The organism is Methylobacillus methanolivorans (assembly GCF_044751345.1).
GTDB lineage: Bacteria > Pseudomonadota > Gammaproteobacteria > Burkholderiales > Methylophilaceae > Methylobacillus > Methylobacillus methanolivorans.
Genome location: NZ_JBIWXY010000001.1, coordinates 522472 through 541390, shown reverse-complemented (window position 1 = coordinate 541390; position 18919 = coordinate 522472). Strand labels below are relative to the sequence as shown.

Below are 18919 nucleotides of genomic sequence, written 5' to 3'. Positions count from 1 at the left end.
TATGCCAGCCTAAAAAAAGCCCTGACTTGTCAGGGCTTTTTTCTTTTCAGTGACTCAAATATCTCAATCTCTCAGTCAGTCGTCAACCCAACAGAGGGAATGAAGCTAGTCAGATCATCACAGCAGATAACTCATGATTACTCTGCGACTTCATCCGGCACATCGGCACCATAAAAACTGCTTTTGAGCTTCTTCAGCTGGTCGCGATAATCAGCTGCCTTTTCAAACTCCAGATTCTTGGCACTATCATGCATGGCTTTTTCCAGGCGCTTCATTTCCTTCACTAGCTGCTTCTCGCTCATCTGGCCATAGCTAGCTTGTTCCTCGGCGGCCTTGCGTTCACGCTGCACATCTTCCTTGCTATAGACACCTTCAATGATGTCCTTGATACGCTTATTAACACCCTTGGGCGTAATACCATGCTCGGCATTGAAAGCCAGCTGTTTCTCGCGGCGACGCTGAGTTTCATCCATCGCCAGCTTCATGGAACGCGTGACAGTATTAGCATAGAAAATCACTTTGCCGTTGAGGTTACGCGCAGCGCGTCCTGCGGTCTGTATCAATGAGCGCGATGAGCGCAGGAAGCCCTCTTTATCGGCATCCAGCACCGCCACAAGGGAAACCTCGGGGATATCCAAGCCCTCGCGCAATAGGTTGATACCTACCAGAACATCGAACTCACCCAGGCGAAGATCTCGAATAATTTCAACCCGCTCCACCGTATCAATATCAGAGTGCAGGTAACGCACTTTCACCCCATGATCAGAAAGGTAATCCGTCAGGTCTTCCGCCATGCGCTTGGTCAATGTCGTCGCCAGTACACGCTCGCCCACATCCACGCGTAGCTTGATTTCCGATAGCAAATCGTCCACCTGCGTATCAGCAGGCTTGATCGTGATTTCAGGGTCCACCAAACCCGTTGGCCTGACCACTTGTTCTACAACCCGCTGCTGATGCGTCGCTTCATAATCAGCAGGAGTCGCACTGACGAAAATACATTGCGGGATAATGCGCTCAAACTCTTCAAACCTCAGCGGGCGATTATCCATCGCTGATGGTAGGCGGAAGCCGTAATCAACCAAGTTTTCCTTGCGTGCGCGATCACCTTTATACATCCCACCAACCTGCGGCACGGTGACATGGCTTTCATCAATCACCATGAGGGCATTTTTTGGCAAGTAGTCAATCAAGGTTGGCGGCGCATCACCAGGGTTGCGACCAGTCAGGTGACGGCTGTAGTTCTCAATGCCCTTGCAGAAACCAATCTCGTTGAGCATTTCCAGATCAAAGCGTGTGCGCTGTTCGATACGTTGTGCCTCAACCAATTTATTGGTCTTGATATAAAAATCCACACGTTCACGCAACTCCTGCTTGATGGTCTCCATCGCACGCACGGTCGCCTCGCGGGCTGTCACATAGTGGCTGGATGGGAAAATACGGAAATTATGAATCTTGTTGAAAATTTGCCCGGTGAGTGGGTCAAACAGGGTAATCCCCTCAATTTCGTCATCGAACAGGCTAATACGCACCGCTGTTTCACTGTTCTCCGAGGGAAATACATCTAACACGTCACCACGCACACGGAACGCACCACGTGAAAAATCAAAGTCATTTCGCTCATACTGCATCGCGATCAACTTATTGACGATATCGCGCTGACTGATCTTCATGCCCAGATGAATATGCAACACCATGCCATGATATTCACCCGGGTCGCCAATGCCATAAATTGCTGACACTGTCGCCACGATAATACTGTCCTCGCGCTCCAGCAATGCCTTGGTGGCAGAAAGACGCATCTGCTCGATATGGTCATTGATGCTGGAGTCCTTCTCAATGAAAAGATCACGCGATGGCACATAAGCCTCAGGCTGGTAGTAATCGTAATAGGAAACGAAATACTCAACCGCATTCTCGGGGAAAAACTCCTTGAATTCGGAATACAACTGGGCAGCCAGCGTCTTGTTCGGTGCCATCACGATCGCAGGGCGGCCCGTGCGGGCGATAACATTGGCCATGGTATAGGTCTTGCCGGAGCCTGTGACGCCTAGCAAGGTCTGGAACTTCAAGCCCTCGTTGATTCCCTCGGTCAACTGCTCTATAGCTGTAGGTTGATCCCCCGCAGGCGGGAATGGCTGAAAAAGCTTGTATTTACTGTTTGGGAAAGTGACAATCACATCAATCACCTAGGAGAAGGAATCAGGATTTTAACAGGCCAGACCCTTCTACGCGCCTGTTACTGAGCTTCTTTCCAGCATGTTGCATCTTTTTCCTGGTTTAGCCTGGAGCGAATATGCCTTATCTGCTGCTGTTTGCCGTGCCATGGTTATTTTTTCCGACTACCTCTGCCTGGGCTATTGACCGGGAAAAACTCATAGAACCATTCTTCTCTACTGTGATGGTCCGTGCCTATCGCACCGATGGAGGCCTCGGCTACGGCTCTGGCATCGTCGTCGCCAGTGATAAAGTATTGACCAATTGTCATGTACTCCGTGAATCCGGCAAGCCCTGGATATCAAGAGGCGAAGATGTTTATCACGTGCAGTCTGTACAGGCAGACGTCTGGCACGACCTCTGCCTTCTGCACACAGATCCCCTTCCCTTCAAGCCCGTGACTCTAGGATCAAGCAATGCATTGAAGAAAGGCGAGCAAGTCATTGCCATCGGACACTCTAACGGAGTAGCCGCGCCATTAATCTCGGCAGGAAACGTCAAGTCCCTCTACGCCTTGGATGATGCCCACATCATCCGTAGCAGCGCACGCTTTGCCCTAGGTGCCAGTGGCAGTGGCCTATACAACGAGGCTGGTGAATTGATTGGTATCAATACGTTCAAGACACTAGGGCGCCAAGCTTATTACTATGCCCTGCCTATCGAATGGTTAAAGCAAGTGGAAATGCGCCAGCCGCAAACACGATTTCCGCTGATCGGGCAAACCTTATGGGAAGCCACAGAGCAGTCACGACTTTATTTCCTAATGATAGCAATGCCCGAAATCCAGCAAAACTGGCCTGCTTTACTCCAAGTGGCTTCTCAATGGACAGCAGCCGAACCGGACAATAGCGAGGCATGGTATGAGCTGGGCTATGCACAAGAACAACTCAAGCAGGCTCAGGCTGCTGAAGTCAGCTATCAACATGCCCTGACGTTGGACCCACAAAACACGGATGCCATGTTCCGCCTCGGCCTACTTGCTGCACAACAAGGCAATCAGGCCGAAGCCCAGGCCATGGAGCAATCGCTCAGTCGTATCAGCGAGAAATTAGCGATGGAGCTACGCAAAGCCACTGCTTGCTCCTCGGATTGCCCTGCGACACCGGCTCAGCCAACATCTGCTAGCCCTTAATGCCTGGCTGGCAGTGTAAATAACATCCACAACGCCAAAGTGTTGGCAACTCAGGGCGAGCCCTTCAAAGCTTGCCGCAAGCTCACATATGCACCTCTCCCGGCAAAATATCGTGCAGCTTCATATTCCGCATTATGGATAATGTGAGTAAAATTAACGTTTTGCCGTCGTCTTCATTATTTATCTATAGGATTTTAGATCTTGGAACTCTCGCAGCGCGTTCAATCCATCAAAGAATCACCCACCTTGGCTGTCACCGCCCGTGCCGCAAAACTCAAGGCAGAAGGCCGTGACATTATTGGCTTGGGTGCAGGTGAACCGGATTTCGATACTCCACAGCATATTAAAGACGCTGCAAAAAAAGCGATTGATCAGGGCTTTACCAAATACACCCCCGTTGCTGGCATTCCCGGCCTGAAAAAAGCCATTGTTGCCAAGTTCAAGAACGAGAACGGCTTTGACTATACTGACAAAGAAGTGATCGTCGGCGTGGGTGGCAAGCAATGTATTTTTAACCTTGCCCTTGCAGTGCTGAACCCAGGCGATGAAGTCATCGTACCTGCTCCTTACTGGGTTTCTTATGCTGATATCGCCTTGGTGGCAGGTGCCAAACCAGTGATCATTGAGTGCGGTATTGAGCAAGGCTTCAAGCTTACGGCTGCACAACTGGAAGCGGCAATCACCCCAAACACCAAGCTATTCATGATCAACTCGCCCTCCAACCCTACCGGCGCAGTCTACTCGCTGGATGAGCTGAAGGCGCTGGGTGAAGTATTGAAAAAGCATCCTCATGTGCTAGTAGCGACGGATGATATGTATGAACACGTCAACCTGACTGGCGAACAGTTCTACAACATCCTCAATGCTACCCCAGAGCTCAAGGATCGCTGCATTGTGCTGAATGGCGTTTCCAAGGCTTACTCCATGACTGGCTGGCGCATTGGTTATGCCGCTGGCCCTGCCCATATCATCAAGGCCATGGAAATCCTGCAATCACAATCAACGTCCAACCCTGCCTCTATCTCGCAAGTAGCGGCACAAGCCGCACTGGAAGGCCCGCAGGAGTGCATCACCCCCATGTTGGAAGCCTTCCGCGAACGCCATGAATTTGTCGTCCGACGCTTCAACGAAATGAAGGGCCTGAAATGTATCAAGGCAGGTGGTGCCTTCTATGCTTTCCCAGATGCTCGCGAAGCGATCAACAATTTGTTCGCTGCAGGCAAAATCAAGGCTGCCAATGACATGGCCCTTTCCGAATACCTGCTGGAACAAGAAGGCGTTGCCGTCGTACCTGGCTCAGCATTTGGTGCAGAAGGTTACTTCCGTATTTCTTTCGCAACCTCGATGGACAACCTGAAAAACGCGCTTGCACGTATCGAGCGAGCCTTGGCTTAAGTCGAAGTAAAATAAATCAGTATAAAAAAGCCTGCTTCAAGCAGGCTTTTTTATTGGTGATGTAAATACTCAAGCAGATGTCATTAGAACTGCCAACTCAGATTCGCACGAACGCTATGATCCTCCGCCCTGGATGCATATTGCCCGAGATAGGAGAAGCTCAGGTTGACGCGGTCTGTCGCATAGATATCGACCCCGGCATCGAGCACCACACTCTCACGCCGCACTGGCGTACCAGAGATGGAAAACACATCTCCGCCGGTAAATGCAAGTTGGGCACGCTCGCTGGTATCGCCACTGGCAGTACGCCAAGCTAGCGAGCCACGCAAAACGGCACTACCTTGTCTCTGCCCTAACTGCTGTGCTACGCGTAGTCCCAGCGTGGTAAAGGTCGTATCCGTGCCCTGACTGCGGCCATGTAGTGCGGCACCTTGTTTTTCCTGGAAAGCATCGGTATGCACGTAAACATGTGCCAGCGTAATAAATGGTTCCAACGCCAAGCGACCAGCATCCAGGCGATAGCCTACATCAGCGAAACCTTGCAAGGTGCGGCCATCGTAGTCAGATTTGCTTTGTGCTGAAAGCCCAGAAAAAGCCACATTGCGTTGCGTGCTGATGTCATGCCAGCTATGACTAGCCCCGAGCCTGAGGCTAAGCTGATCCCATTCTGTTCCGCCGTAAACACCCAGGTGATAACTGCGTACGCTGGCAGAAGAGCGCCTGTCACTCAGGCTTTGGTTACTGTCGGTATATCCACCCAAGGCACCCACCCGCCAGCGATTGCTCAATTGAGTATCTGCACCAAACAATAATCCTCCAGTACGTCGGCTCAACCGTGCTGCATTCTGGGTACCGCTATCGTGTCCCCAATTGCCAACTGCCTGCGTCCAGGCGGTATAAGCCCCGCCATCCACGGTACTATTGTTGCCCAGAGCGGCGACTGAGCCAAATGCCTGGCGCACGCGATCCAAAGCTGCATTGCGTACAAAACGACTGTCTTCGATCAAGGTATTGCGCGCTGAGGCATGGATCTCGCCCGACAATTGATCCAATGCAGCCGCAGTATCCTGCTGTTGCAGTGCGGCATCAAGGAACGAGTTGCTGCCGGCCACCATTAAAGCGCCGCCAAGCACCGCCCGTTGATTGCGGTTCAGGCTGGATTGCACGTTATCAACCGCGGCTTGGTCAATGGACAGACTGACTTCAACATTATCGAGATTATAAAAAGTGTTGAGGCTAACCAATCCGCCACCCGTCCATGAGCTGGAGGAAAACGGCGTGCCCAAGGTACCGTCAGTCGTCAAAATGGTGTAGCGATGGTTTAGCAAATAGCCGCCATTACCGTTTTCCTGCGTCACGGCCAGTGTGATGCCGCCCAGATTGGAAACCCCGGTATCGGTAATATGCACCAAGTCAGACTGACCAGCAGCGTTAACTTCCGCAACATAAGTACCGCTAAAACCTGCAACTGATCCATAAGTTTGGGTGCCAACAGAGTTACCTGGGCCTATGGTGCCACTACCAGTCAGTGTGCCACTAAAGATGAAGTTCCCCCCCAGAGTGGCGCTCGTATCAACAACCGCATTACCTGTGACCACGATAGGCGTGGCAATGGTGCCGCCATGCGTCACCGCACCCTGGCTGAGACTTACATCTCCAGTAATCGTGGTCGCCGCAGTGCGGCTGAACAACACCTGCGCACCTTCGGCAGTCAACCCATGATTCAACGTCGTGGCGCTAGCAAAGGTCAGGACGCTCTGGTTTGCATTCACGACACCATCAATGCTGACCGCACCGTTGAACACTGCGGAGGATGCGCCAGTAAGGTGAAGCTCGCCACCGATGGTGGTTGTACTGCTGTTAAATTGCAGGGCGGTGCTATCGCTGCTTGAGACCCCACCTGCCACCGTCGTGCTGGTGCCATTAAATTGCAATTGAGCATGGTCAGTGGCGCTGACATTGCTGCCAATGTTGGTATCGCCATTAAACGTGTAGCTTGCACCATCGCTTGCCACACTTTGAGCAATGGTTGTCGTACCAGTAAAATTAACGGTAGAACCGGAGCCTGCCACGACACCGCCCTCAATATCTGCACCGTTAGTGAAGACAATAGTTGTACCCTCTCCCCCACTGACGCTACCTACAATCGGGCTGCCATCGGTATTGACCACGGTAGCACCATCTTCCGCGCTCACATCATGTATGCCCCTGACTACGCCTATCCACTGCGCACCAGCACCAACCACGAGATTAGTCAGGCCAGTGCGGCCTGCTTCCACGCCATCGAGGTCGACAATATCGCCGCTGGATACCGAGCCATTGGCAAGCGTAAGGTTAATAATGCCATCCAACCCGTCATCGTTGCGATTAACCTGTAATAGCACGCCGTTATTCTGCGTCAGCACCGAACCTGCGCCCACCAGGATATTCTGCACCTGCCCTGCCTCAGTCAACTCAGACAAAATGGAAGCTCCAGCGGCACTGACATGAGTACCAACCAATGTAGCAGTGGCATTATTCAGCAGATAAATGCCGGCTCCCTGCTGGGAGGTCAGGCTAGAGCCGCTGATCTCAAGCTGACCGCCAGCCGTAGCAAACGCCGCTGCCACATTGCTTGCCGTCGTCACGACAGATGAAGTCTGCAAGCGCACCAAGCCACCCAAGATCGCTGATGCCCCATAAGCATCTTGCCCCGAAGTGATGATACTGCCATGATCGAACACCACGGTGCCTTCAGCACCATCAGGCCAGCCAGCTGATATTCCGAGGGCACGTTCACCACTAGTCGTAACAGCTATCCCGCTCGCGTGGATCAAGGACTGCGCACCACTAGACTGTATGCCAACAGCATCATCACCCGAGGTATTGATCACACCTGTCGTCGCCTCGAGTTGGCCTCCGTTGTAGGCATATAAACCGCGACCAATTGCACCCGTGGTCGTGATAGTAATATTGGCCGCTTCTATCTGGGCCCCAGAATTTTGCGCAAACAGGCCGTAGGAGTTCTCGCCACTGGTCAAGATACGCACACCATTGATATTGACTGCCGTTTCCTGCCCTACCGTATCACCACTAGTCGCAGCCCAAGCCAATACAGCATGAGAGTTTGTACCGATAGTAGAAACCTGCACACCGTTAATCGTCGCGCTACCGCCACTATCAGCACGCACACCATAGCTACGGTTGCTGCCTATCATGCTAATGGTGCTATTTTCCAGCACTACGCTGGCGCCACGGGTGGCAACCGCGCCAACAGGTGCATCACTGCCATTGGTGCCAGTCCCGCTAATGATGATCTCGGTGTTATTTGCGGTGACACTGGAACCAGTACCCGTCGCACTCACGCCACGTCCGTAAGCACCCAAGTTACTCTGGTTAATGATCACTCCCTCCAGGTTAACCTGACCGCCATTGCTGGCATTGGCACCATAAGCACGGCTACCTGCTACGCTAATCTCGGTATCCGTCGCCTCGACCACACTGCCACTGCCATCAGCAACAAGACCATGAGCGGCCTGCCCTGACGTTTGTACGCTACCTCCATGCAGAGTGACCTCGCCTGCGCTATAAGCAGACGCACCATAAGCACCAGCGCCTGTCGTGGCAATATCCACGCCAAAACCTTCATAACTGCCACCAGACACAGCCACTACCGCACTGCCGGTGCCAGCATTGCTCACTGAGCCACCACTCATGACAATACCGCTGGCATCAGATTTCACAACGCCATTCGCCGCTCCATCCACCGTGCCACTGAAATGGCTCGCATTGAGCAAAGCTACCGAATCGTTCGCAGCGCTGAGATAGCCATGCTCCACCTGCCAACTACCCCCCAAAGTTGCGCCATCAAGCTTGATGTTGCCGCCAACCTGGATAGGTTGCGTACTGCTACCACCAGTGGCAGATGCCCCATTTTCCAGCTCGACATTACCCTCAATGCTAACGACATCATTGCCATTGCTACTGAACACAAAACTAGCGTTATCGCCGATCAAACTACCAGTGACAACCGCACTGCCAGCAAAATTAGCACCAGCCTGCTGTGTTGTACTTCCCTCTGCCAACAAGGTGCCTGCAATAGTCGCCCCGGAAGCCACCTGCGCTATGGCACCAGCATCGACAGCGACATCACCGCTGGTATTGCCGACGATATCGCCATTGACATACACCTGCCCAGCCAGCAATCTCGACCAATAGGTATCAAAGACCGTGACGCCGTTATTCCTGGCCTTGAGATACATGGCCCAGAATTGCGATGGCGTACCGCTAGTTGTCTCAGGTGGATTCCATGAATACACCAGCTCACCATTGAAGTAATACTCGATCAGATTTTCAGCAGGCAGCAGCCTCAAATCCAAAGTATTCCAGCTTCCGTAATTGATCAGGCTGGCGGTTTGCAGCAAATCCACCCATTCACCTTCATCCCAGACGCGCAAATGGCCCATACCGTCCTGGTTACTGAAATGAATGATGGGAAATGCAGCCTCATTGTTCACATAGCTGCCTGCCGCCACCACTGATTCTGGCATGGCACTGCCCCACATACCGGTGTTGACAAAATCAGTCGAAGTGCCAGTTTGCCAATCGCTATTGATCCACAAGTCGCCACGCAGGAAAGAAGCGCCAGCGGAAACCGTGGTGCGCTGAGAATAACCCTGCCAATTATTGAAGGAATCAGTTGTGGCCGGAGGATTAACCGACAATTTCAACGCATCGCGCCCTTCCCACTCGACCAAGGCCAATGCGGGACTTCCGCCTCTATCCTGTGTCCAGGCGGATGGATTCATGTTCACTTCGTAAGGGGTATATACCGTGGAATCCGCCAGCGCTATTGCAGCATGCCCCCCGGCATATAACAGCCCAGCAGCCATCATACTGCTGGCAAGCAGCCCTCGCCCGCCTTGGCCACCAACTGCCTCTGACACCACCAGATACATCAGACGGGCAGCATTCCATATTGTTTTATAAGTGTTATTCACCGTAGTCCCCCCTTAGGATTGATGAATGAGTGAAAAAAGGAAAAGCTGTCCGGTCAGGCAAGGCCGACCGGACAAAGCTAATTGGCACGAAGTGGGATATGGCAGCGGGTCATGCAAGCATGGCCTAGCACCTTAGAAAAAACATGATCAGGCATGGGCTTATGGAAGTAATATCCCTGGACCAGATGGCAGCCGCTATGAGTCAGGATATCTAGCTGCTCCTGGGTTTCGACGCCTTCGGCAATCACGCGTAGCCCCAAGCGCTTGGCAATGGCAAGAATGCCCTCGGCAATCGCCATGCTTGCAGGGTCGGAAGCAATATTTCTGATAAAGGATTTGTCGATCTTGATGCTATCGACTGGCAGACAACTGATATAACAAAGATTGGCATAGCCCACGCCGAAATCATCCAGCGAAATATGAACCCCTAGCTTGCGCAACTCGGTCATGATACCGACAACGATATCAAGGTCCTCCAATAGCAGACTCTCCGTCACCTCTAGCTCAAGGCGATCGGGGTCAACATTGAACTCCTGCAGTATGCTTTGCACCATGCCTGCAAAGCGAGGCTCCCTGAACTGCTTGGCAGAAATATTGACCGCTATTCTTTCCAGCCGCATGCCCTGCAAATCCCATACCCGCAGGCGCTTGCATACCTGCCGCAAAGTCCAGATGCCGATAGGTAAGATGAGACCGCTTTCCTCCGCGATGGGAATAAAGCATTCAGGGGAAATCATGCCTCGTTCAGATTGATTCCAGCGCAGCAAGGTTTCTGCACCAATAATGCTATTGGCCTGTACATCCATTTGCGGCTGGAAATGTAGACTAAGCTCGTTCCGCTCCAATGCGCGATGTAGAGCCGCCTCAAGGAACAGATGCTCTCGCTCACTTCCTATCGCCTGCTCGGAATAGATATGAACACCATGACCACCCAAATTGCGACATGCCAACAGCGCCGAAGTGGCATGGGCAAGCAGCTCTTGGCTTTCATCACCATGCCATGGGTATACTGACGCACCAATATTGCATGAAAGAAGCACCTCTCCACCGTCGGTCTTGAAAGGCGAGGAAAAAACAGATTTGATTTCTTCCACTGCCCTGAAAACACCGGCATCAGCCACATCATGACTGGTGTGCAAGACGGCAAACTCATCCCGCCTGAGATGGGCTACCGGCATACGTTCATTCAAGCGCAGTGCAATATCATTCAGTAAAGCCGCAGCTGCTTTATCCCCCAATATTTCTGCCGCATGTTCAAACCGCCCGACCTTCACTACCAAGACAGCTACCTTACGCACCGGACTCTGTTTGGCGTAATGCACAAACTGGGTAAGATGTTCTAGAAAAAGCGGTTTTCCCGGCAAGCCGGTTATCATGTCATATGCAGGATCAGGGATATGGGGGCAGTACCTCTCATCATTTAAAGCGCCAGCAACAAATAATTGCTGGGGTTGGGTCGGATATGGATTGCGAGAATCACTGGCAATGCTAACATTACCAATATAGTGGTCACATGCATCCGACTTGCGCTCTCCCTTACCACTTTTGGGAGATCCATCAAGATGATAGCGGCTAGGCCAGATTGTTTGTGGAGTCACGCCTATTTGCTCGGCGATCAGTCGCTCATAGCGAGGACATGGGCTATAAAGAGCATTACTCAGCGTTGTGCGCGACAAGCCATGTCGCCTGGACAATGCTTGTAAGTTGGTTTGGGTCTTGCGCACGGCAGCAATAATGTCTGCCCGATGCCAATCTCTTGTTGTCAATTTTTTTTCATCATTCATAGCGACTTGTTGTCAAACAACCCAGATAGATGATCAATAAAGATGGGCTATTTAAAAACATCCTAATTCGGATGTCAATAGTAAAAAGTCGGAAAGCCATTTGCAATATCGGAGAAAAATAACCGTTGAAATTAAAATCTATCAATAAGCTCTTGATATTTACCCCTCCCCCCCGAAATTTCCGACTTGTATAAAAAATCGGATGAGTGGAATTTCAAAGAAGTTGCTTCAGGTCATTGGCAATCAATCTGCAAAATCCTGGGCTGAACAAAATGGCTTGCCCGTGCAAACCGTTCATGAATGGATAAAACATGATCGAAAGCCGCGCGGAGCCAATTTTCAGCTATTGATCCAGACGACCGGCATTGCAAAAGATTGGTGGACATCTGATAGCGAGCAGCCTCCGCCGCCAAGCGCTCCGCCCGTGCAGGCTGAAAGAACAACATTCGGCCTTCAGATCAATAAGGGGTTGCTCCACCACTGCATGGACGCCTGTAGGCATATTTATGGCGCCGATTTTTCCTCCGCGCTGGAGCAAATACAAATCGACTATGCGGTAGATTGCTACAATGAGGTCATCGGCATGATTCAGGACAATCCCACTGGCCTAAGAAACCTAGCCCAGCTAACGCGGGAAGACATTGTCCAATTGATGAAAATCTCCATCAAACTTGGAAAACTGCATAGCTTCTCAACTACTTACGATTACGCGGTAAAATAGCCAACTCCCCATGACACTATTGACTATCGCGGTTTATTGATGAAGCTCAACCTCTGGTTACTGATGATCATGTTGCTTGGCAGGCGCGAGCGGGTTTTCAACATCGTCGCCACCACCTCGCAATATGGTGTGCAGAAAATCCTGGCAGTTGATGGCAGCAACGTATACGGACAATCCCTTAACCCTGAGGGGGCGCTGTCGCGCAACGTGATTGCCAGCCCAATCGAGCGTTTTCCTTACCAGAATATTGTCGTCGAATACCGCTACGCCGTCGCTGGCACCAATCGCTTCCGCCGATACACTTCCATCGCCCGCTTGATGCTTGAGCTGCCGATTATCCTGACACCTATCTATCGCTGGACAGCGAATATCAAGCACTTTATCGCCAGCGCACTCTTCAACCGCAGGCCTGCCGAAACCCGCGAGCGTTATGAGCTGCTGAGATATATCGTGGCACACAAGGCCGTCTCCGATGTACCGTTTACGCTGAATGAACTCATGGGGGAAATGGTCGGCTACCTCTGTTTCACACAAGAAGACCGCATCTGGTATCTGCAAAAGATGAAATACCAGCTGGCTTCGCTGGTAGAAACACATGATCTGGAAATCACTGCCAAAGGCAGCTACAAAGTGACAGGCTTGGCATGGAAAAGCCTGAGCGACTTTCAGGAAGAAAACCGCCGACATCGCGATAGCGCACGCATCCAGTTCGTCATCGCAACGCTAACGATTGCTATCGCATTCTTTGCCATTTCTCATACCGGCCTCATCAAGTTACCGGTATTGCTAGATTTGCAGCAAGAAGCACGACAGGTGAAAAGTGTCGTGCAATCGCATTGGCACTCACTGCTACAGCCTGGAGAGCCTCACTTCGAGGAGCAGGAGCAACACGGCTTGGATGCCATCATGATGCTCCGTACAGAGCCGCAAAGCATTGAATCTATCGCCCCCCCCATTGATAACGCTCCCGCAACCGATCCGGCAAAGAAAAAAGCAGACTAATCTGCTTCCTTGTCACTTAGCCTGCTTGATACGCTCGACCGCTTCCTGTGCAATCTTCTGGTATTGCGGAATCACCTTCTGATTTAACTCAGTAGTCAGTTTCATGGACTCAGTCGCCAACTGCGGCATCTTCTGATTGATAGAACGGCCAGCAGGGGAACTATAGAAATTAATGGCCGCCTGCAACTCCTCCTGCGTGAAAGTGCGACGATACAGCGGCAACACCAGCTTGACGATGGCATCGTAAGACAAATTCTCTTGCTGAACCTTCACTGCCCTATCGCCAGCCTCCTCCGCAATCTTCTTCTGCTTGTCATTCAACTGCGGATATTGCAGCGACTGCAAAAGATTATTGCGCAATGCCGTATCAGCATTAGCACGCATGGTCTCCAACGCACCCTTGACGTTAGAAACCTCCATGAACTTGAAAATCAGCTCATCAGAAGGTGCAGCGGCATAAACATTGCCCCACGTGGCCAACATACAGATAGCAAGTGTTTTCTTCAGCATTGACGATCTCCTCTTACAATTGATGTTATCAAGCACGACATTAAGTCGCGAAATGCAAGATTATCACTTTTTTCATTTAACTCACATTCCACCACCGACCGCATCGTGTAGCACACCTCAACATCACATGATGCGGAACAAGCGCAAGGTATCGCCCGGCGGACTGAAAATCTTGTATTCCTGCGAAATACCATTCGATACATTAACCTCTTCTGAGCTAGGCCTACCTTGGCAAGAGCCGCGCCCCGTATCAACCTTGAGCACATGCTTGCCATCCGTGAGGAAAAACGTCACATACTCCCCCGGCATAATCGTAAAAGAACGAATGTTGTCGATATAAAGCTCATTCTCGCAGCCTATTCCAATCTCCTGCGGCGAAGCATCACGACGCACTGTCACATAAGCCCCAGTAAAAAACTTCGGATAACTGGCATATACCCGATCAGGCGGAACAGGTGTGCTGGAAGCACTCTGCGACGAAACCCCGGCACACGCACCAAGTGCAAGAAAAAGCGCAGATAATATGATTTTTTGCATGATGACCTAGCAATTGAATGTACATCAACAGACTGCCAATATCCGGCTAGGTTCAGAATGCCAGATGCAGAAACGTACAAAGACCAATATGCGACTAATGGAGAGTTTTGATGAAGTAGGTAATTGATTATTACTGGTGCCCGGGGCCGGAATCGAACCGGCACGCCCAAAGGGCGAGAGATTTTAAGTTATGCAGCCAATAGTGATCTTTACATTATAGAACAATCTGATGCATTGATTTTTTTACTCATTGGCAATCAATCTTCCATATTCATGTAGACAGTTTGTTGTCGAAAATGAAAAATCAGTATAAAGAGATTCTAAGTTTAAATTATTGGTGGCTATTGCTCATTTTCGGCCAATGTGAATCTAATTGGTAATAAGATTTTTGACGGTAATCGCATTGGACTCAAACTACTTGCTATACTAGTTAAATTGTAGATCAGCAAATATTAATAAATCCCGTAAGGATATGATTGGTATGGAAAAAGTAGTTTCTTCGGCAAGGTTAAAAGATGATCCCGTATGTAGGCGGATTATAGACTTCCTTTCGCAACATACGCAGAGATTGGAACTCACCAATTCTATACTGTATTACGACTTTCCTTTATTTAGGGACTATGAGGATGAGCTTTATCAACCTTCATTGTTACTTCTGGACCAAAAAAAAGGTGTAGTAGTTATTGGAAAAGTTGATACTGCATTTGATCTTCCAAGATCTGACTTTTTACTTGGGGAGTTTTATAGCTTATTATTTTCAAAGTTTTTAAATAGCAGGCAATTACGCAGTTCTAGGACATCCCTTAAATTTTCCCCAAATGTTTTTCTGTTTTTACCTGGGGATGATGCAGGTAATATTGCTACCGAAAATCGGGTTTTGTCTTCTTTGGAAAGCCTGGAAGCACAACTCAATGAGCTACCAGACGCTAATTTGTCTGAAGATGATGTTAAAGAAATACGATCTGTAATTGAGGGGGTAAAAGCATTAACTAAAGCAACACCAAGGGATGTCGCTTCAGATGGCTCTAAGCCTAAAGCACTAGTTTTAAAGGCCCTTGAGGATGAGATTGCTAATTTTGATGCTCATCAACGTCAAGCTGCCCTGACTGTTGCATTGGGACCTCAAAGAATTAGAGGTTTAGCTGGTTCAGGTAAAACCATAGTGCTTGCTTGGAAAGCTGCACATATTTTGTTAACCAATCCCGATGCTAAAATCTTGTTTACTTTTTACACTAAAAGTTTATACGATTTGATCAGGAAACAAATTACAAGATTTTATAGACACTTTAAAGATTCTGATCCTAACTGGGATAATCTACATGTTCTACATGCATGGGGAGGCACTAGGGAAGCTGGTGTCTATTACAACTCTTGCATTGAGCATGGCGTTACACCTGCAAAATTCTCTAAAAATTCTCCGGTTTCATTTAAATCTATTTGCGAAGATTTATTGAACAAATCACCCATAAAAGAAAAGTACGATGTTGTATTAGTTGATGAAGCTCAAGACTTGCCAGAAAGTTTCTTTATATTGCTTTTTTATTTGGCAAGGGGCGGAAGAGATGAAAAAACGATTATCTGGGCTTATGACGAATTTCAATCTATTTTTGAGCCTAGAATGCGCACACCTGATGAGCTATTTGGCATTGACTCTGATGGTCAACCTCGAATTAATCTGGATCGTTCCGCTCAATCACTAGGTTTAAGCCCTTATATTAATAATGATCAAATATTATATAAGTGCTATAGAAATCCCCTTGATGTCTTAGTTTGTAGCCATGCTGTGGGATTAGGGATTTATGGCTCTCAAATTGTCCAAATGTTACAAGATAAAGATCATTGGTCTGATATGGGTTATGAAGTCATTGAAGGTGATTTCACTACTGGCTCGCGCACGGTTATCAAAAGACCTGAAAATAATAGTCCCCTCTCAATACTCCAGCACGAAACTAAAGGTGAGTTAATAAAGTGGTTTCTTACTGATAATTTTTCGCTTGAGCTGGACTGGATTGTGCAAGAAACACAGCTGTTAATTCAAGGTGGGCTTTTACCTGACGATATTTTGATTATTAGCCTTGATGATAGAAATGCAAAAACATATTTTGAAGGTTTAAGTCGTCGTTTCTCAGAATTAGGTATTTCAACACATAATTTATCTAATAATCCTTTTTCATCCACTCAATTCAAAATGGAAGGAAGGATTACTCTTAGTACTGTCCATAAAGCTAAAGGCAATGAAGCTGCTGTGGTTTTTGCTACTGGCATTGATGCGCTTGCCTTTGATCTTCGCGGAAGAAAAGCTAGAAATCGCATTTTCACCGCATTTACCCGTACAAAATGTTGGTTAAGAATAAGTGGTTTAACTATCGCGCAGGGAATACTTAATGAAATTAATCAGGCTTTAAGCAATTCCCCGCATTTGGTTTTTGAGTGGCCCGACCTAAGGCAAGTTGAAACTATTCAGAGGGATATGAGCTCAAGGCAATCAAAGGCCAAGGAATTCAGGGAAAAATACTTAAAAGCAATGGCTGATCTTGGCATTTCGGAAGAAGAAGCTTTATCTACCTTTGAAACGACGGAGAAGAGTGAGTGACAGATAGGGAGTTCAAACAATCCATTGCAAAGGCATATAACTTCTTCAGGCAAATGGGCATCGAAAAAAGCTTTATACATGGCTACTCCCTTCCAGTTAGCCAGCCATTCAATTCCATTGCTTTAGATACAAATAGTCCTTACCCAGATGTTTTTTATCAGGGACTGAAGTTGAGTCACTTTAACTTTAATTTGCAAGACTACTCTTATTTTCAGTTCAGCTTTAATGGACCTGAGGATTTAAGATATGCCTTCTATCCTTCTCCTTTTGGGCCAGGAGATCATGCTGAAATTAAAGATCTTACCATTGGTTTTGAAGAGGGTCTAATTGATCAAGAGGAGTTTGAGTTCGCTTTACAGGGTCTTAAAAATAACTACGCAAGACCATTGTTAAGGTATGAATATAATTCCAATCAATATAAAAGCGGTTGCCATCCTGCATCGCATCTGCATTTAGGAACGTTTGGTGAGGATCGGTGGACAATTCATAAAAAACTCACGCCGTACGTTTTCGCTTTAATAATTGCAAAGCATTATTTTGGTGAGCATTGGGAGGCTATTACTGAATTCGATGTAGCGGGTATTCGCTTAAGCAATGAATTTGATATGAATCTTTTTAGAGAAAAAACTGAATGCTCAATCACTCCAGTACATATGTTTACCGACCATGAAACTCGCGGCTTTTATTTCTTGTGATAATTAAATTTATTTAAATTACTAAATTTCCTTCTCTCGATTCTTTTGCTCTATATCTGTCTTATCAGTAAGTAAATAAGTAGAATATTCTGGCTAGCACTCTGCTATTTTCAATAGCACCTCAACTTGCGGTGAGTTTTGCCCTTGCTCAGTTCGAATTAACGTTCCCTTCGCAATTTTGGCCTGGGAAGCCTGGGTTAAAACCCAGGTGATTTAGACGCCAACATGGCAACCACCTAAGAAAGACAAACGCAAGCTTAGTGACCTGGTTGATTTATGGCATCAGCATCATGGCCAGCATCTCAAATCGAAGAACACCCTGCCAAAGCTAAAGAATGTATGTAAAGCCTTGGGCAATCCATTTGTTGATGACTTCAACGCTGACAATCCCGATTGATGCAGCGCTCTATGCAGAACTCGCAAACCTGAAGCCAAAAACACTAGGCGGCAATATCTTCAAGCAAGCCTATAACCAATTCAGGCTGGCCGTTGAAAAAAGCAAGCTACAACTACCAAGAGGCCAGCTATCTCATGTGCTGCGCCATACCTTCGCCAGCCACTTCATGATGAACGGTGGCAATATCCTGGTACTGCAACGCCTGCTTGGACACTCCACGTTGGCCATGACCATGCGCTATGCACACATGGCACCAGATCACCCTCAGGAAGCTAAGAAGTTTAATCCTTTGGCTCATCTTTGTGAGTTTTAAAGATTTTCCAAGTCTCAAGGATCTCACGCCCCATAGCAATTATGGCTGGGATAAAAATCAATGAGACTAGATAGATAAGCTTATCTGTATCAAAGCTTCTTCTATTAACTAGACTAAGTAAATACATGATTCCCAAAATTGAATAGGCGATAAATCCTGTCATACCAGCATGTTTGACATACCACTGATAAGGTGTTCCTAGCTTTGCTCCAATCTCTTTGTGGCCGTGAAAAGAGTAAGCAATATGGCTTATTACATAACCGCCAAAGAATGTAGGCGCAGTTATAGAGAGAGCTAATAGGATTAGCTTGACCACCTCAAGTGATTTGAACAGCTCCAAATCTAGCCAAAATATCAATAAGACTCCGGGGCAAATGAAGCTGAAGACAAATAAAGCAGCCCCAAGGAAATGATTATGTTTTAGATCAGTAAAGTCTTTTACTACACTCATATAGTCACCACAAACATTGACAGAATGTTGACACTTGCTGGAGAGGGAGAGGAAGTATTTTGTTAAGGCATTGATTTTTAATGGTGCCCGGGGCCGGAATCGAACCGGCACGCCCAAAGGGCGAGAGATTTTAAGTCTCTTGTGTCTACCAATTTCACCACCCGGGCAAGGATGCTTGAATCGCCTCGAACAAAGC

General features: G+C 48.5%; 14 protein-coding genes and 1 tRNA gene. 8 read left to right on the top strand and 7 right to left on the bottom strand.

Annotation, left to right across the window (positions count from 1 at the left end; all coding sequences use genetic code 11):
* Positions 1-137 precede the first annotated feature (137 nt).
* On the bottom strand, positions 138-2177 hold the full coding sequence (uvrB, locus tag ACIKP9_RS02535; RefSeq protein WP_400878885.1) for an excinuclease ABC subunit UvrB: 2040 nt from the start codon (positions 2175-2177) through the stop codon (positions 138-140).
* Between the two features lie 116 nt (positions 2178-2293).
* On the opposite strand from uvrB, the gene ACIKP9_RS02530 reads away from it, so the two are divergent.
* Entirely contained in the window at positions 2294-3346 is a 1053-nt protein-coding gene (locus ACIKP9_RS02530) for a trypsin-like peptidase domain-containing protein (RefSeq protein ID WP_400878882.1), read from the top strand.
* Positions 3347-3547: 201 nt separating this feature from the next.
* Positions 3548-4741 carry a pyridoxal phosphate-dependent aminotransferase gene (locus tag ACIKP9_RS02525; protein WP_400878879.1) on the top strand — a complete coding sequence of 398 codons (1194 nt, stop codon included), beginning with the start codon at positions 3548-3550 and terminating at the stop codon, positions 4739-4741.
* Positions 4742-4824: 83 nt separating this feature from the next.
* Here ACIKP9_RS02525 and ACIKP9_RS02520 read toward each other — a convergent pair whose 3' ends face one another.
* Positions 4825-9720: an autotransporter domain-containing protein gene (locus ACIKP9_RS02520; RefSeq protein ID WP_400878877.1), complete on the bottom strand. Its 4896-nt coding sequence runs from the start codon at positions 9718-9720 to the stop codon at positions 4825-4827.
* Between the two features lie 77 nt (positions 9721-9797).
* A complete protein-coding gene (locus tag ACIKP9_RS02515) occupies positions 9798-11486 on the bottom strand; it encodes an EAL domain-containing protein (protein ID WP_400878875.1) in 1689 nt (562 codons plus the stop codon).
* Between the two features lie 220 nt (positions 11487-11706).
* Here ACIKP9_RS02515 and ACIKP9_RS02510 point away from each other — a divergent pair, with 220 nt between their 5' ends.
* Together ACIKP9_RS02510 and ACIKP9_RS02505 are read left to right on the top strand one after the other, a co-directional pair.
* Entirely contained in the window at positions 11707-12225 is a 519-nt protein-coding gene (locus tag ACIKP9_RS02510) for a hypothetical protein (protein WP_400878872.1), read from the top strand.
* A 39-nt stretch (positions 12226-12264) separates the two neighbouring features.
* Positions 12265-13227 (top strand): hypothetical protein, encoded by a 963-nt coding sequence (locus tag ACIKP9_RS02505; RefSeq protein ID WP_400878870.1) that lies wholly within the window; start codon positions 12265-12267, stop codon positions 13225-13227.
* 12 nt (positions 13228-13239) lie between these two features.
* Here ACIKP9_RS02505 and ACIKP9_RS02500 read toward each other — a convergent pair whose 3' ends face one another.
* Complete coding sequence (locus ACIKP9_RS02500) at positions 13240-13737, bottom strand: DUF2059 domain-containing protein (protein ID WP_400878867.1); 498 nt, start codon at positions 13735-13737, stop codon at positions 13240-13242.
* 123 nt (positions 13738-13860) lie between these two features.
* Entirely contained in the window at positions 13861-14274 is a 414-nt protein-coding gene (locus ACIKP9_RS02495) for a hypothetical protein (RefSeq protein ID WP_400878865.1), read from the bottom strand.
* Between the two features lie 481 nt (positions 14275-14755).
* Here ACIKP9_RS02495 and ACIKP9_RS02490 point away from each other — a divergent pair, with 481 nt between their 5' ends.
* The 4 genes from ACIKP9_RS02490 (at position 14756) to ACIKP9_RS02480 (ending at position 18272) form a co-directional block, all read left to right on the top strand.
* Positions 14756-16867: a DEAD/DEAH box helicase gene (locus ACIKP9_RS02490; RefSeq protein WP_400878863.1), complete on the top strand. Its 2112-nt coding sequence runs from the start codon at positions 14756-14758 to the stop codon at positions 16865-16867.
* Positions 16864-17562, top strand: a complete 699-nt coding sequence (locus ACIKP9_RS02485; RefSeq protein WP_400878860.1) for a DUF2290 domain-containing protein — start codon at positions 16864-16866, stop codon at positions 17560-17562. The genes ACIKP9_RS02490 and ACIKP9_RS02485 overlap by 4 nt, the downstream gene beginning before the upstream one ends.
* 265 nt (positions 17563-17827) lie before the next feature.
* Entirely contained in the window at positions 17828-17959 is a 132-nt protein-coding gene (locus ACIKP9_RS13485) for a phage integrase (protein ID WP_449815894.1), read from the top strand.
* The gene (locus ACIKP9_RS02480; protein ID WP_400878857.1) at positions 17931-18272 is read left to right on the top strand and encodes a tyrosine-type recombinase/integrase; all 342 of its coding nucleotides are present in this window, start codon (positions 17931-17933) and stop codon (positions 18270-18272) included. Before ACIKP9_RS13485 ends, ACIKP9_RS02480 begins: the two co-directional genes overlap by 29 nt.
* On the opposite strand, the gene ACIKP9_RS02475 is transcribed toward ACIKP9_RS02480, so the two are convergent.
* A complete protein-coding gene (locus ACIKP9_RS02475; protein ID WP_400878855.1) occupies positions 18241-18723 on the bottom strand; it encodes a hypothetical protein in 483 nt (160 codons plus the stop codon). The genes ACIKP9_RS02480 and ACIKP9_RS02475 overlap by 32 nt on opposite strands.
* An 81-nt stretch (positions 18724-18804) precedes the next feature.
* A tRNA-Leu gene (locus tag ACIKP9_RS02470) sits at positions 18805-18890 on the bottom strand.
* Positions 18891-18919 lie beyond the last annotated feature (29 nt).